The organism is Chitinophagaceae bacterium (assembly GCA_007695095.1).
In the GTDB taxonomy this organism is placed as follows: Bacteria; Bacteroidota; Bacteroidia; order Chitinophagales; family REEL01; genus REEL01.
This window is the reverse complement of sequence record REEL01000118.1, coordinates 35,554-50,495: the sequence shown is the minus strand read 5'-3', so window position 1 is coordinate 50,495 and position 14,942 is coordinate 35,554. Positions and strand designations below refer to the sequence as shown.

Below are 14,942 nucleotides of genomic sequence, written 5' to 3'. Positions count from 1 at the left end.
AAAACTTAGCAATTTTTTAAAACCCTGCTCTTTCTATTTAAATTTTTGCAAATATACATAGCCTTTTTTAACTAAAAAAATTTAACATGCATTACCGATTAACGTATTTATTTTCCCTTATGATATTCGCGTTTTCAATTAATGCTGAAAATCAACAAAAAGTAGACTATCAAATCCGGGTAAATCTGGATGATAAAAATCATTTTTTGCATGCCCAAATTCAATTTGATTATTATCATAATTTTGAAGAAAGCCTCGATTATATTTACATTCACCTATGGCCAAATGCTTACAGCTCAAAAAATACTGCCTTTGCCAAACAGCAGGTAGAAAATGGACAAACTGATTTTTTATTTGCCTCAACAGATGAGCTGGGTTATATAGACAGCCTTGATTTTAAAGTAAACTCTGTAAAAGCAAAATGGGAGCTTGACAGTATACACCCTGACATAGCAAAAATTTACCTTGCTGCCCCTTTGGAAAAGGGACAACATATTACAGTAAGCAGTCCGTTTCGGGTTAAAATACCTAAAAGTTTTTCTCGCTTAGGCAGATCCGGTAATAGTTATCAAATTACTCAATGGTATCCAAAGCCGGCAGTTTATGATGAAAGAGGCTGGCATCCAATGCCTTACTTAAACCAAGGCGAATTTTACAGTTCTTTTGGAAGTTTTAATGTTGAAATTACCTTGCCGGAAAACTATGTGGTTGGTGCTTCGGGTGATTTGCAAAATGAATCTGAGAAAAAATGGTTAAAAGAAATAGACAGCCTAACCCGCAGCATTACAGCTTTTGAGTCTGATACAGATTTTCCGGAAAGTACAAGTCAAACAAAAACTCTTTTGTACACCCTTGATAATGCGCATGATTTTGCCTGGTTCGCTGATAAGCGATTTCATGTATTATTTGAAGAAATTGAAGTTCCAAACAGAGAGGAAAAGGTAGAAGTGTATGCTATGTTCACAAATTTTGAAGCAGACTTGTGGCTAAAAGTTCCGGACTACATGGAGACTGTATTACAAAATATGTCAGAATGGGTTGGCCCTTACCCTTACAATCATTTTACTGCTGTGGAAGGTGCATTAAGTGCCGGAGCCGGCATGGAGTACCCGGCAATAACCATAATTGGTGAATCCCGCACACCCAGAGCATTGGAAACTGTTTTAGTTCACGAAGCAATACACAATTGGTTTTATGGCATTTTTGGATTTAATGAGCGCGCATACCCCTGGCTGGACGAATCATTTACCTCTTATTATGAGAAAAGATATTTTGAAGAAAATTATACGCAGCCCGGAATATTTGGTGACGGCATCAAAGAAAGTTTCTTGGGCCGTCTTTTTGATTTACAAGATTTACCTTTACATTATCAAAACCAGTTATTTTACCTGTACCAATGCAGACAAAACAAAGATCAGGCTTTAAACCTGCCGTCAGAGGATTATACTTTTATAAATTATGCTGCCATGATTTATGGAAAAGGGCCTTTGGTTATAGATTTTTTAGCTCATTATCTGGGTAAAGAAGAGTTTGACAAAGTCATGCAGGGATTTTATGCTGAATGGGCATTTAGGCATCCTTGGCCGGAAGATGTAAGAAACTCTTTTGAAAGAGAAACCACTCAAAATTTAAGTTGGTTTTTTGATGACCTAATTGGGACAACCGGAAGAATGAAATATAATATTCGGCGGGTAAAAAACAGCAAAACGGATACAGCACATGTTTACCTTACAAACAGAGGGGATCTTGCCACACCTTTGGAATTAAAATTACAGAATAAAGAAAAAGATGAAAAAACACTTTGGATACCTCCCTTTGAAAAGGATACTATAGTAAAGCTTTCTTCTGATTGGACAAGCAGCATAAGCCTGGATCCTGAATGGAGAGCTCCTTTTTATAATCGGGTGCGAAATACCTATAATCAAAACAAACTCTTTAAAAAAAGTCGTCCCCTTAGGTTACAGTTTTTAATGAGCCTTGAAAATCCACAAAAAAATCACCTTTATTTCACTCCGGCTTTTGCCTGGAATAAATATGACGGGATTATGGCAGGAATTACTTTTTACAACAGAGTGATACCCGCCAAAAAATTTGAATTTGCTCTTTCTCCATTTTATGCTTTTGGATCAAATGACTTTTCCGGAACAGGCTTTATGCGATACAATTTGCATGTTTGCCGGGATTGTGTCATACAAAACTTACGTTTCGGCGTCTCAGGAAAAAGATTTCACTACTACGATTTACCTTATACTCAGTTTAAGCCTTTTACTGAAATTCATTTCAAACCACCTCACCCCAGAAGCCCTTTTAGTAGTAAACTCACTTTTGAACACTTCAATATTCACTTACCCTACTATGTAGGAGCATTCTTTACCCAGGACGCAAGTCAAAATAAAGTAGTCTCAAACTACTATGTAAACCGCTTGAGTTATTCGTGGAAAAACAAAAGAGTGCTTTATCCATTTTCAGGAAACCTCTATCTTGAACAAGGCAACGGATTTTATAAAGCCGGATTGGAAAAGCGATTTCAATTAACATACTTACCCAACAAAAAAGGTTTAAACATCCGCTTCTTTGCCGGAAAATTATGGGATAATAAAGATGATTTTTTACCCGACAACAGGCTAAAGATGAGCTTAGGAACCGGTAATCGTCATGTACAGGCAGATTATACCTTTGAGAAATACTATTTAGGCAGAAGTGAAAGTTCCGGATTTTTAAGAAATCAGGTTCATACAGATACCGAGGGTGGTTTTCGCACGGTAACATCTGTTGGCCGCTCTTCAGAATGGCTGATGGCTTTTAATGTAGATGCCGAATTGCCCTTTTTAATTCCTGTCAGGCCTTACTTTGATTTTGGAATTTATCCATCTTCTGTTTTTAATCCTGTTGCGGGCCAATCAGAAGTTGAAATCAAAACTATGTTCAGCACCGGAGTAACGATTAGCGTAGCCAGAGATTTGCTGGAGATAAACATACCGCTCTTTGAATCGGATAACATCAAAGACAATCACACTGTGCAAGGAAGAGACAATTTACCAAAGAGAATAACTTTTGTATTTCAACTTCACCGCATAAACCCATTTGACCGCTTAGACAGCCTTTAAAAAGCTAAATTATGCCTAAAATCACATAGAGTGCAATTCAAAATGAAAGCTAAAAAGTAATTTTTTAGTAGGAATTAGCTTCTATAAGTAATTTTCGCACTATTGAAATTTTTCTTCGGTACTTAATTCCTGCTGGTATTTTCCGTAACTTTGCAAAAAGTTAGATTATGTTGCCAATTGAAAAATTCGTTCAAGAAGCTATCACATTTGATGATATATTATTGGTTCCCGCATACTCAGAAGTTTTACCGCGACAGGTAGATGTGAGTTCATATATTACCCCGCAAATAAAACTCAATATACCCATAGTTTCCGCTGCCATGGATACAGTTACTGAGCATAAGCTGGCTATTGCCATTGCCCGTCAGGGTGGCCTCGGCTTCCTTCATAAAAATATGAGTATTGATAAGCAGGCTGAGCAAGTCAGAAAAGTAAAACGTTCTGAAAGCGGTTTAATAAAAGACCCCATTACTCTTCGTCAGGATGCTACCATTCAGGAAGCATTGAGAATTATGAGGGAAAATAAAATCGGGGGTATTCCCATAGTGGATGATAAAAACCGGCTTACCGGAATTTTAACCAACCGGGATTTGCGTTTTGAACTGGATGTTAAGATGCCTGTATCAAAGCTCATGACAAAAAATCTAATTACAGCCCCGGAGGGAACCAACCTGCAACAAGCAGAAAAGATTCTTCAAAAACACCGGATAGAGAAGTTGCCTGTAATCGATAAAGATGGCATTCTAATCGGCTTAATTACTTATAAAGATATTTTAAAACTTTACAGTCACCCCAATTCTTGTAAAGACGAGTTTGGAAGACTTAGAGTTGGCGCTGCTGTCGGAGTCACTCATGATGTAAAAGAAAGAGTTCAGGCTTTGATAAATGTTGGGGTGGATGTTATTACGATTGACACTGCACATGGACATAGCAAAGGCGTTTTAGAATGTATTTCAGAAATCAAACGACTATTCCCTGATTTGCCATTGGTAGCAGGAAATATTGGTACCGCGGAAGGTGCTTTAGCAGTTGCAAAAGCAGGAGCTGACGGCATAAAAGTTGGAATTGGTCCGGGCTCTATATGCACCACAAGAATCGTTACCGGAGTTGGTGTTCCACAAATAACAGCCGTTTACAACGCCTCTCAGGCCGTTAAAGATTATCCGGTAAAAATTATTGCTGACGGAGGGATTCGTTATACAGGAGATTTTGTAAAAGCCATAGCTGCAGGTGCCGATTGCGTAATGGCAGGTTCTCTTTTTGCCGGAACTGAAGAATCTCCGGGTGAAACTATCATTTTTGAAGGTCGGAAATTTAAATCATACAGAGGAATGGGCTCGCTGGAAGCTATGTCAGCAGGCTCTAAAGACAGATATTTTCAAGATGTGGAAGACGACTTAAAGAAACTGGTCCCGGAAGGCATCGTCGGCAGAACGCCATTCAAAGGCTCGCTGGAAGAAGTAATGAATCAGTTTATCGGAGGTCTGAAAGCCGGAATGGGATATTGCGGAGCTGCAAATATAGAAAGCCTCAAAAAAGCTAAATTTGTTAAAATGACAGGTGCCGGCATTAGTGAAAGTCATCCACATAGCGTTGCAATTACTAAAGAAGCTCCTAATTACAGCCGTTAAATTCAATACATTATGAGTACTGATAATCAAATATTTCAAGAAGCAGAAAAGTTGTTGGAAGAAGTAAAACAATCTAAACCCACCAATAAAGAAGAACTTGAGCGCTTCCGTATTCGGTTTTTGGGATCTAAAAACATACTCAAAAACTACTTTCCGAAAATTAAAGACATTTCCAACGAAAGAAAAAAAGAATATGGTCAGCTTCTCAATGCCATAAAAATTACTGCCGAAGAAGTTATTAAAAATACTACTTTTTCATCTTCGGCTTCAAATAATCCGTTCGCAGATATAGACTTTAGTCTCCCCGGAGACCCGGTTCCTGCCGGCAGCAGACACCCGGTTAGATTGGTTTGGAACAGGATTACCGATATCTTTTCAAAAATAGGATTTGATATTTCCAAAGGTCCTGAAATTGAAGATGATTATCACAATTTCTCCGCATTAAATTTTGCGGAAGATCATCCTGCCAGAGACATGCAGGACACTTTTTTTCTAAATAAAAATCCGGATTGGGTACTCAGAACGCATACTTCCAGTGTTCAGGTTCGGGTTATGGAAAACAATCAACCTCCAATCAGAACCATTTCTCCCGGCAGAGTTTACCGTAATGAAACTATTTCTGCCCGTTCACATTGCTTCTTTCATCAGATTGAAGGCTTGGTTATTGATAAAAATATATCTATGGCTGATTTAAAACAATGCCTTTTATATTTTGCTAAAGAAATGTTTGGAGAAGACAGTAAAATTCGTCTTCGCCCTTCCTATTTCCCCTTTACTGAGCCATCAGCCGAAATGGATGTCAGTTGCTTTATTTGCAATGGAAAGGGATGTAATATTTGTAAACACACCGGTTGGGTAGAAATTTTAGGATGCGGCATGGTTGACCCCAATGTTTTGAAAAACTGTGATATTGACCCGGAAGTTTACTCTGGCTATGCCTTTGGAATGGGCGTTGAACGTATCGCCATGTTGAAATATAAGATAAATGACATTCGCCTTTTCACCGACCATGACATCCGTTTTTTAAAACAGTTCAGTTGGCAGTAAAAAACTAATAAAAAAGAGAACACACAGAATGAGTGACCAGATTAAACATGAATGCGGAATTGCTTTTATCCGATTAAAAAAAAATTTAGATTTTTACCTGGATAAATACGGGACAGCATTATACGGACTAAACAAGCTGTATTTACTCATGGAAAAGCAGCATAACAGAGGGCAGGATGGCGCAGGTCTTGCTACCATTAAGCTGGATATGCCTCCCGGCAGTCGTTATATAAGCAGAAAGAGATCCGTAAATAATCAGCCCATACTGGATATCTTTGAATATATTTTCAATAAATTTCAGGAAGTAGAAGAGAAAAACCCTGAAAAACTCAAGGATGTAAAGTGGTTAAAACAACAGAGTTTCACCGGAGAAGTGCTTTTAGGTCACTTGCGATATGGCACTCATGGAAAAAATCAAATCGAAAACTGCCATCCCTTTTTACGCCAAAACAACTGGATGACCAGAAATCTTGTTTTAGCCGGAAATTTCAACATGACAAATGTAGACGAACTCTTTGGGCAATTGGTTGAAATTGGTCAGCACCCTAAAGAACAATCTGATACCGTTACTGTATTGGAAAAAATCGGACACTTTCTGGATGTTGAAAATCAAAGGCTTTTTGATAAATTTAAAACAGAAAACTATTCCAATAAAAAAATCACTGAACTGATTTCAACGCATTTGAGTGTTGAAAACATTATTAAACGTTCTTTATCAGATTTTGACGGCGGATATTTAATGGCCGGACTGATTGGCCATGGAGATGCTTTTGTTGTGAGAGATCCGGCGGGTATAAGACCGGGATACTTTTATGAAGACGATGAAGTAGTGGTAGCGGCCTCAGAAAGACCGGCAATTCAAACTGCTTTTAAAGTACATCATTCAAAGATTGAAGAAATTCCACCGGCTCACGTTTTAATTGTTAAAAAAGACGGAAGGACGAGTCTTGTTAAAGCCTGTGAACCTACTGAAAAGAAACCCTGTAGTTTTGAGCGAATTTATTTCTCCCGGGGCTCGGATAAAGAAATCTATAAAGAACGGAAAATGCTGGGCGAGCTGCTCACCGATCAGATTCTGAAAGCTGTTGATTATGACTTTGACAATACGATTTTCAGTTTTGTTCCCAATACAGCCGAAACTGCTTTTTATGGAATGCTCAAAGGAGTGGAAACAGAGCTCAACAAAAGGAAATATGATAAAGTAAAATCAGCCGCCACTAAAGAGGAATTGATTTACATACTGAATCAGCGACCAAGAGTGGAAAAGCTAATCATCAAGGATGCCAAGTTGAGGACTTTTATTTCTCAGGATAGCGGTAGAGATGAACTGGTCAGCCATGTTTATGATGTCACCTATGGAATTGTAAACGAAAATGTAGATAAGCTGGTAGTCATCGACGACAGCATAGTTAGGGGGACAACTCTGCAAAAAAGTATTATTAAAAACTTAGACCGGCTTAACCCTAAAGAAATAATAATTGTTTCCTCTGCTCCACAAATCAGATATCCGGATTGCTACGGAATAGATATGAGTAAAATGAATGATTTCATTGCCTTTCGGGCAGCATTAGAGCTATTAAAAGAAAGCAATAAAGAGAGCATCCTCGATGATATTCTAAAAGCATGCAAAAGAGATGCAAACATAAAGAATACTTATGTAGAAAATCATGTAAAAGCATTATACAAACCTTTTACCGTTGATGAGATAAATGCAAAAATTGCAGAAATGGTCAGAACCCCTGAAATTAAAGCGGAAATAAAAATCATCTATCAAACAATAGAGCATTTACACGAAGCTTGTCCGGGACACAAGGGAGATTGGTACTTTACCGGCAACTATCCCACCAGTGGTGGAAACAAAGTTGCTAACCGTGCTTATATAAACTTTATGGAAGGAATAGACGAAAGAGCATATTAAACTGAAAAACGGATTTACAAAAAAAGGTTTTTTAAGAAATTCAAAACTTTTCACTTTTAAAGTGTTTAGAAGATATAAAAATGAATTCCTATACAGGAAAATTCAGTTGTTCATTATTAAAAGATTATTTTTGCATTTCGTTTCGAAAAACATTGAATGAAAAACCATCCGTCTGCCAATACTATTCATATAAAAGGTGCCAGAGTTCATAATCTTCAAAATATTGAAGTTTTTATACCCAAAGGTCAACTGGTTGTAATAACCGGTGTATCCGGCTCAGGCAAATCCTCCCTTTTAATGGATACCTTATTTGCAGAAGGCCAAAGAAGATATGTAGAAAGCCTTTCATCATACGCCCGGCAGTTTTTAAACCGCATGAACAAACCGGATGTGGATTTCATAAAAGGCCTTTGCCCTGCCATTTCCATTGAACAAAGACAGGGTAGCAGAAACTCCCGCTCTACAGTAGGTACACTCACAGAATTATATGATTATTTGCGTTTACTTTATGCCAGAATCGGCAAAACTTATTCCCCGGTAAGCGGAAAGGAAGTCCTCAAAGATGATGTGAAAAGTGTAATGAGTTTGGTTGAAAGTTTTGAAGAAGGCAAGCGTTTTTATATTGCTATTCAGTTCAATCCACCGGGTGGAAAAAAGCCGGAAATAGAAAAAACGCTTCAACTCCTCAAAGAAAAGGGATTTAACAGGATTCTCATAAATAATGAGGTCATAAAAATCGAAGACTGGTATGCGTTTTCGAAGAAAAACAAACAACTTAAAGACGCCTTTCTGATAGTTGACCGACTTAGCTGGTCTAAAGAAGATACAGATAATATTAACCGGGTAAAAGACTCTGTGGAAAATGCCTTTTTTGAAGGAAATGGCGAAATGTGGATCATAGATACAGAGGAAGAGAAAAATTATTTTTCAAATCGCTTTGAAGCTGACGGAATCATTTTTGAAGAACCAAACCCTCACTTTTTTAATTTTAACAGTCCTTACGGAGCTTGCAAAACTTGTGAAGGCTTTGGGACAACAGTCGGCATTGATGAAAATTTAATTTTTCCGGACAAAAACATGTCAGTATATGAAGGTGCAATCGCTCCCTGGAGAGGTGAAAAAATGCAGTATTACAATAATCTTTTAGTAAGAAATGCAATTCATTTTGACTTTCCGGTTCACCGGTCATACAAACATCTTACAGACGAAGAAAAGCAAGTCCTTTGGGAAGGAAATGATTATTTTACCGGATTAACTGCTTTTTTTAAAGACCTGGAAAACAGCGCATATAAGATTCAAAATCGGGTAATGTTATCCCGCTATCGTGGCAGAAAAGCATGTCCTGACTGTTTAGGAACCAGACTGAGAAAAGATGCTTCTTATGTAAAAATCGATAAAAAGTCTATCATAGATGTTTTATTAATGCCTTTGGACATCTTGCATGATTTTTTTCAAAATATCCAATTAGATTCGCGTAGTCAGGAAATCGGGAATCGGATTTTGCTGGAAGTAAAAAACAGGCTGAGCTTTATGGTTAAGCTTGGTCTCGGCTACCTGAACTTAAACCGAATGGCAGGCTCTCTTTCGGGAGGAGAAATTCAGCGCATACAGTTGACAAGAGCGCTTGGCAGTAATCTTACAAACTCACTTTATATTTTAGACGAGCCCAGTATTGGACTACATCCGAAAGACACTTTTCAGCTTATAGGGGTGCTGAATGAATTAAAACAACTGGGCAATACGGTAGTAGTCGTTGAGCATGAAGAAGAAATTATACGGCATGCCGATTACGTAATTGATATGGGGCCACTGGCTGCCCAGCATGGTGGTAAGGTAGTCTTTTCCGGTACTTTTCCGGAATTAATGGATAAAGGGAAAAGCCTGACAGCCGAATATTTCCGTGGGGAACAAAAAATAGAAATCCCGGCAAACAGGAGAAAATCCATTGGAAAAATTTCTATAAAGGGTGCTGCACAATTCAATCTGAAAGAAATAGATGCCGAATTTCCTTTAAATACTCTAACCGTAGTTACCGGTGTAAGCGGATCGGGGAAAACCACATTAGTGAAGAAAATTCTTTATCCCTGGATATTTTATAAACTGGGTGGATATGGCATTGACAAACCGGGTACTTTTGATGAAATCAGTGGCGATGTAAATCAAATCAAACAAGTTGAGCTGATAGACCAAAAACCTCTGGGAAAATCGTCTCGCTCAAATCCGGTTACATACCTGAAAGCCTTTGATCACATACGTGATTTGTATGCCAAACAGAAGCTTGCCGCCATTAGAAACTACAAACCCAAGCATTTTTCATTCAATGTTCAGGGGGGTAGATGTGATGCCTGTAACGGAGAAGGAGAAGTAACTATAGAAATGCAGTTTTTAGCTGACATTCATTTGCCTTGCGAAGTGTGTGGCGGAAAACGTTTTAAAGAAGAAGTTCTCGAGGTTAAATATGAAGACAAAAACATTTTTGATGTGCTGGAAATGACGGTTGATGAAGCGCTTCTCTTTTTTGAAAAAAAGCCTTCCATTTATGAAAGCATTTTGCCGCTTCAGGATGTCGGTTTGGGCTATGTAAAATTAGGTCAGTCTTCCAGTACTTTGAGTGGTGGTGAAGCGCAGCGGGTGAAACTAGCTTCGTTTTTAGGAAAAGGCAATCCGGGTGGGCATGTTATGTTCATTTTTGACGAACCAACGACCGGTTTACATTTTCACGATGTAAAAAAACTGTTAAAAGCCTTTGATGCGCTGATTGACAACGGGCATACCGTAATCGTTGTAGAACACAATATGGATGTGATAAAAACGGCTGATTGGATAATTGACTTAGGCCCTGAAGGAGGCGACAAAGGAGGAAGATTATTGTATCAGGGTCCACCGGAAGGCCTCCTAAAAATCAAAGAATCCTATACCGGAAAATTTCTACAGGAAAAGTTTTAGGGATATTTTAATGTAACCCTGTAGAGACGCAATGATTTGCGTCTTTATTTTATGTATCTATTTTATGTATTTATTTTATGTCTTTATTTTGTGTCTCTATTTTTCAAAAAAACAAAAATATACCCCAATCCAATCAAGAAACCGGTAACGGAAGTAACAATTAACAAAACCGAAAAATCCTTATTCCAAAGAATAATAATAAAAACGAGGACAGAACCTAAAAGATACATTCCGCTTGTAATCAATCCGAAAATTTTTTCCCAATACATTTTTTTCACAATACCACTAATTAGTTATATTGGTCCTGTAATTACAATATCAGCCCGGGGTATCAAAACTTTTAGCAAATCAGTCTGAGAAAAGATAGAACCCTCCCCCCAGGTGTATAATCCACCGACAATAGCAAAAATACCGGTTAAAAGAAATAAGACTCCAAAAAAATTATTCACTCCTGAAAATTATTTGTTTTGTCTTGTTTTGATTATTTAGACGCGATAAATCGCGTCTCTACAGATTATCAATAAACGGTACAAATAGGGTACAATTTCTATCAAAAACCACCAAATAATGATAATTGCAGACGCCGTATATTTCCCTAATTTGATTAAACAATACAAAATTGTTTAATATTTTTGAAAATAAAAATTAACCTTTGCCATAGAAAGTTGTCGACTGTAGATAGTTATTTGTGGGGGGGTGTGAAATAATTGTCAAAAATTGAAAAACCAACCGGATGAAATTTCTTATTAATAAAAAGTACATCATAAGACATAATATTTTAAAGCTGCTGAGTGATAAATTAGATTCTTTACCAAGTAATCCGCAATTACCAAAAGATACTTACATACATACAAATGAACTCTTTCAAGAATTAAGACCACATTCAAATGAACGTGTTTGGCAAAACTTAGAATACTTAACTGACATAAAGGAAATAGGATGCAATGAAAAAGATAAGGATTCCCATTTCTATATCTTATCAACTGGCCGAATTGCATACTTTGATGAAAAGTATCTAACAAAGGGAGAGAACGAAGGTATAGCATGGGTCTATGATAGGGTTAAGACAGTTTCAATAATTGTACTTTTAATAATTTCCATATATTCATGTGTTAAAAACACATCCGAAATAAATCAATACCAATCACAACAAATAGAATTAGAACTAAAATTGGAAAAGCTACAACAACAAGTAGAACTATTAAATAATCAATAAAACACCCCGCTATTCATAGTATAATTTCAAAAGATAGTAGCTGTCCGTAGTTTTTTTAACTACGGTCTTGGGTAATTGGTAAGCTTGTTGACAATCCTGAAGATTATAGTTATTCCATAGCAAGAAATTATACCGGATTGTAAAGCATAACTCGTAGGAATAGGTTATTATAAATGAGTTGTCTGCAAGCAAAGAAAAGAATTTGAAACGAATAATCTGCCTAAACGTTGCTTAATTTGCATCGATTACTATTTAATGCGGCGAATATTTGTAATGTTTGATGCAAATAACGCAACAAATGAAAACATTTATTCACCAAAATGACAACTGGCCTAATTTCACATGGGAAAGTGATGAAATAATTAATTTATTAAGCGAGGCGAGAAATCTACAGGGAAGACTTTTTGGAAAGATGGAATCATTAGGATTCGACCTGAGAAATGTAGCTCTACTCGATACTTTAACTCTTGATGAATTAACGCCGGCAGCCAACAGCTGAAAACTAATAAAGAATTGAATAAAATAATTAATGATATGGCAAATTACATAGACGGATTTGTATTTCCAATTCCACGAATTCACCTGAATGAATACAAGAGTGTGGCAGAAAAAGTAGCTGAAATTTGGAAAGAATATGGAGCACTTGCATATTTTGAGTATGTCGGAGAAGATTTGAAATTGGAAGGTACTCGTTCTTTCATTGATGTGGTAGATTTGAAAGAAGATGAAGTAATTATTTTTGGTTGGGTTGTTTTCCCTTCTAAAGAGATTCGTGATTCCGCAAATAAGCAAGTTTCCACTGATTCAAGAATGGCAGAATTAATCACCCCCTTAACCCATCCCAAAAGATTAATTTTTGATGCCGAAAGAATGGTTTATGGAGGATTCCAAGCGCTTGTTCAGTCGAATACAACTGAATCCGGATAGACTATAAATTATAACGGTTCTCAAAACTGAACGAGAGTAATTTTTACTTTCACCTTGAAAACGAGCGTAAATTTTTAGCATTTTTACCTTTGTATCTCACCCTGTCCTTAGTTCCCTCACTCAGACAAACTTAACAAGCAATTTACATTAATCAATTTTACACCCTGTTTAACGATATCACCAACCACATTAAATGCCCTTTCGATGATTTGTAAAAAAAACTATATTTGGTGTGTATAATTCTTAGAAAAGATTGATGAATTTTTCTAATTCCCTATTTTTAATCGTAAGTAAACCATGGTCAAATTTATTTTTATTCCAGGTTTTATCAATTCAGTAGAATTAGCCACAGCTCCTTCTGACCTTGAAATTGTGGGCTTTAATCAGTTACTTAGAGATAATAATCCTGCATTGGATCAGAAACTAACTTTTGATGACCAATATGATTATTTGGAAAAGCAGCTAAACAGGTCAAATAGGTATATCGCTTTTGGTGATTCAATGGGCGCTACATTTGCCACATATTTAGCTTTTCAGAATCCCAAAAACATTATCGGTCTTGTGTTTGGCGATTATGTGCCAAGATATCAGAAACTGACCACCCGGTGGGTTGATCAGATGATGCAAATTGAGCAGAAATCAGTGGACAATACTGTTATTAAAGGACTAGCAAGAGACTCCAAAGAAATCGACTTTACAGAGATTTTACTTTCGCTACACTGCCCAATTATGATCTTAAAAGGTGAAAAATCCAGGTTTAGCTTTGAACAACTTCCTAAAAGACTTCGAGCAGACTGCAGGATTATACCAAATGCAGGACATGATATCTTTCAGCCCCAACCTGACATTGTTTGGAAACACATCTCCGATTTTGCCCGAAAGATTTCTCCGCTATAGTTGGCCCCTGTCCTTATTGCCCTCACGGACAAGACAACCTAATTGAACCGTTTATGTGTTTTTTTCAGACTAACTTTTTCTGATGCGGTTTTTATTTTTGCAATTTGCTTGTAATCCCGGATTACACTTTCGGATTGCAAATTTGAAAGAGCTGGTTAAGGGAAGATTATTGTTCTAATGTAGAGACGCGATTAATCGCGTCTCTACATTAGAACAATACATAGAATGATAAAGCACATGTAAATTAACAGTAGAATTTAGTTGCTTTTGAAAACATAGAAGAATTTTTTTGCAATTTTAGTGTCGGAACTATTTATTCCCGGAGCATAATCAGCGTATTCACTCGCAGTATACCAGCGAATGTAAGGACACACTTTCGGATTACAAATCTGAAAGAGCGGTGAAAATATACAAAGCTTCCATTTTCATCCCTGTCAGTCATCTGAAAAGAAATTATGTATATTCTTAAATAGTTTTGGTTGTTAGTGAAATAATACCAAACTCCGTGGGGATAATCATTGCGTTTTATTAGTAAGCATACTTCATTTGCTTTAGTTTTTTTCAACTTTTTACTTAAAGGTGAAATTAGTTAACTTTGGTTATCGTTTAGAATAAAAACTTTCATTATGCATGTACAGTACATTTCAGACAGTAAAGGCGTTACAACAGGAGTTTTTATTCCAATTGAGGAGTGGAATAAACTAAAAACAAAGTTCAAAGGCATAGAAGCAGAGGAAAAAGAAGTGCCGGATTGGCAAAAGAATGAAGTCCGTGAAAGAATAGCTGAATACAAGCAAAACCCGGATAATGCAGAGGACTTTGATGAAGCAATGAATGATATTGAAAGAGATTTTTAAAAGTTATACGAGAAAAAACAGTTTAGATAAAATCTAATCCTGAAGTGTGTAGTATTCGCTATCAAAATGTAAGAACGATTCCGCTAAATAATTTCCCATTTATGATTCATTACTTTATTAATCAAAAGAAAAATTAAATTATCATAACCGCAGTCTTTCATACATCCATTAATCCTCAAAAATGGCAAATGCGAAAATAAAGAAGTGTTTAATATAGTTTTCTACGTATAACAGACAGCTGCTATTAGAGCTTGTAACTACATATTTTATCAAACCGATTTACAACAAACCGGATGTTGGTGAAAAAACCAAAAACTCTGAAAATTTTGAACAAAAAATTGCTTCTTTATTTATTTTAGTTTTTTAATTGGAAACCTTATTATTACTTAAGCCGTT

At 36.7% G+C, this 14,942-nt stretch carries 10 protein-coding genes and 1 pseudogene; 10 read left to right on the top strand and 1 reads right to left on the bottom strand.

What is annotated here, in order from left to right; genetic code table 11:
- Positions 1-119 precede the first annotated feature (119 nt).
- From EA412_08525 to uvrA, 5 genes are all read left to right on the top strand, one after another.
- Positions 120-3,107 carry a M1 family peptidase gene (locus EA412_08525; protein ID TVR78471.1) on the top strand — a complete coding sequence of 996 codons (2,988 nt, stop codon included), beginning with the start codon at positions 120-122 and terminating at the stop codon, positions 3,105-3,107.
- A gap of 167 nt (positions 3,108-3,274) precedes the next feature.
- Positions 3,275-4,738 (top strand): IMP dehydrogenase, encoded by a 1,464-nt coding sequence (guaB, locus tag EA412_08520; protein TVR78470.1) that lies wholly within the window; start codon positions 3,275-3,277, stop codon positions 4,736-4,738.
- 12 nt (positions 4,739-4,750) lie between these two features.
- Positions 4,751-5,785: a phenylalanine--tRNA ligase subunit alpha gene (locus EA412_08515; protein ID TVR78469.1), complete on the top strand. Its 1,035-nt coding sequence runs from the start codon at positions 4,751-4,753 to the stop codon at positions 5,783-5,785.
- A 28-nt stretch (positions 5,786-5,813) separates the two neighbouring features.
- Complete coding sequence (locus EA412_08510) at positions 5,814-7,703, top strand: amidophosphoribosyltransferase (GenBank protein TVR78468.1); 1,890 nt, start codon at positions 5,814-5,816, stop codon at positions 7,701-7,703.
- A gap of 156 nt (positions 7,704-7,859) precedes the next feature.
- Complete coding sequence (uvrA, locus tag EA412_08505; GenBank protein ID TVR78467.1) at positions 7,860-10,649, top strand: excinuclease ABC subunit A; 2,790 nt, start codon at positions 7,860-7,862, stop codon at positions 10,647-10,649.
- An 83-nt stretch (positions 10,650-10,732) separates the two neighbouring features.
- On the opposite strand, the gene EA412_08500 is transcribed toward uvrA, so the two are convergent.
- Complete coding sequence (locus tag EA412_08500) at positions 10,733-10,918, bottom strand: hypothetical protein (GenBank protein ID TVR78466.1); 186 nt, start codon at positions 10,916-10,918, stop codon at positions 10,733-10,735.
- Between the two features lie 464 nt (positions 10,919-11,382).
- Here EA412_08500 and EA412_08495 point away from each other — a divergent pair, with 464 nt between their 5' ends.
- The 5 genes and pseudogenes from EA412_08495 to EA412_08475 all read left to right on the top strand — a co-directional run bounded on the left by EA412_08495 (position 11,383) and on the right by EA412_08475 (position 14,546).
- Entirely contained in the window at positions 11,383-11,865 is a 483-nt protein-coding gene (locus EA412_08495) for a hypothetical protein (protein ID TVR78465.1), read from the top strand.
- 298 nt (positions 11,866-12,163) lie between these two features.
- Positions 12,164-12,337, top strand: a pseudogene (locus tag EA412_08490) (DUF4172 domain-containing protein).
- A gap of 62 nt (positions 12,338-12,399) precedes the next feature.
- Positions 12,400-12,792: a DUF1428 domain-containing protein gene (locus EA412_08485; protein ID TVR78464.1), complete on the top strand. Its 393-nt coding sequence runs from the start codon at positions 12,400-12,402 to the stop codon at positions 12,790-12,792.
- 297 nt (positions 12,793-13,089) lie between these two features.
- A complete protein-coding gene (locus EA412_08480; protein ID TVR78463.1) occupies positions 13,090-13,689 on the top strand; it encodes an alpha/beta hydrolase in 600 nt (199 codons plus the stop codon).
- A gap of 626 nt (positions 13,690-14,315) precedes the next feature.
- Positions 14,316-14,546, top strand: coding sequence for an addiction module component CHP02574 family protein (locus EA412_08475; GenBank protein TVR78462.1), 231 nt, complete (start codon positions 14,316-14,318; stop codon positions 14,544-14,546).
- Positions 14,547-14,942 lie beyond the last annotated feature (396 nt).

What these genes read in the sequence shown, in the direction of transcription:
- EA412_08525 (TVR78471.1), top strand. Translation starts at nt 120, where the DNA reads ATGATATTCGCGTTTTCAATTAATGCTGAAAATCAACAAAAAGTAGAC.
- EA412_08515 (TVR78469.1), top strand. Translation starts at nt 4,751, where the DNA reads ATGAGTACTGATAATCAAATATTTCAAGAAGCAGAAAAGTTGTTGGAA.
- EA412_08495 (TVR78465.1), top strand. Translation starts at nt 11,383, where the DNA reads ATGAAATTTCTTATTAATAAAAAGTACATCATAAGACATAATATTTTA.
- EA412_08500 (TVR78466.1), bottom strand. Translation starts at nt 10,918, where the DNA reads ATGTATTGGGAAAAAATTTTCGGATTGATTACAAGCGGAATGTATCTT.
- EA412_08475 (TVR78462.1), top strand. Translation starts at nt 14,316, where the DNA reads ATGCATGTACAGTACATTTCAGACAGTAAAGGCGTTACAACAGGAGTT.
- guaB (TVR78470.1), top strand. Translation starts at nt 3,275, where the DNA reads ATGTTGCCAATTGAAAAATTCGTTCAAGAAGCTATCACATTTGATGAT.
- EA412_08510 (TVR78468.1), top strand. Translation starts at nt 5,814, where the DNA reads ATGAGTGACCAGATTAAACATGAATGCGGAATTGCTTTTATCCGATTA.
- EA412_08485 (TVR78464.1), top strand. Translation starts at nt 12,400, where the DNA reads ATGGCAAATTACATAGACGGATTTGTATTTCCAATTCCACGAATTCAC.
- uvrA (TVR78467.1), top strand. Translation starts at nt 7,860, where the DNA reads ATGAAAAACCATCCGTCTGCCAATACTATTCATATAAAAGGTGCCAGA.
- EA412_08480 (TVR78463.1), top strand. Translation starts at nt 13,090, where the DNA reads ATGGTCAAATTTATTTTTATTCCAGGTTTTATCAATTCAGTAGAATTA.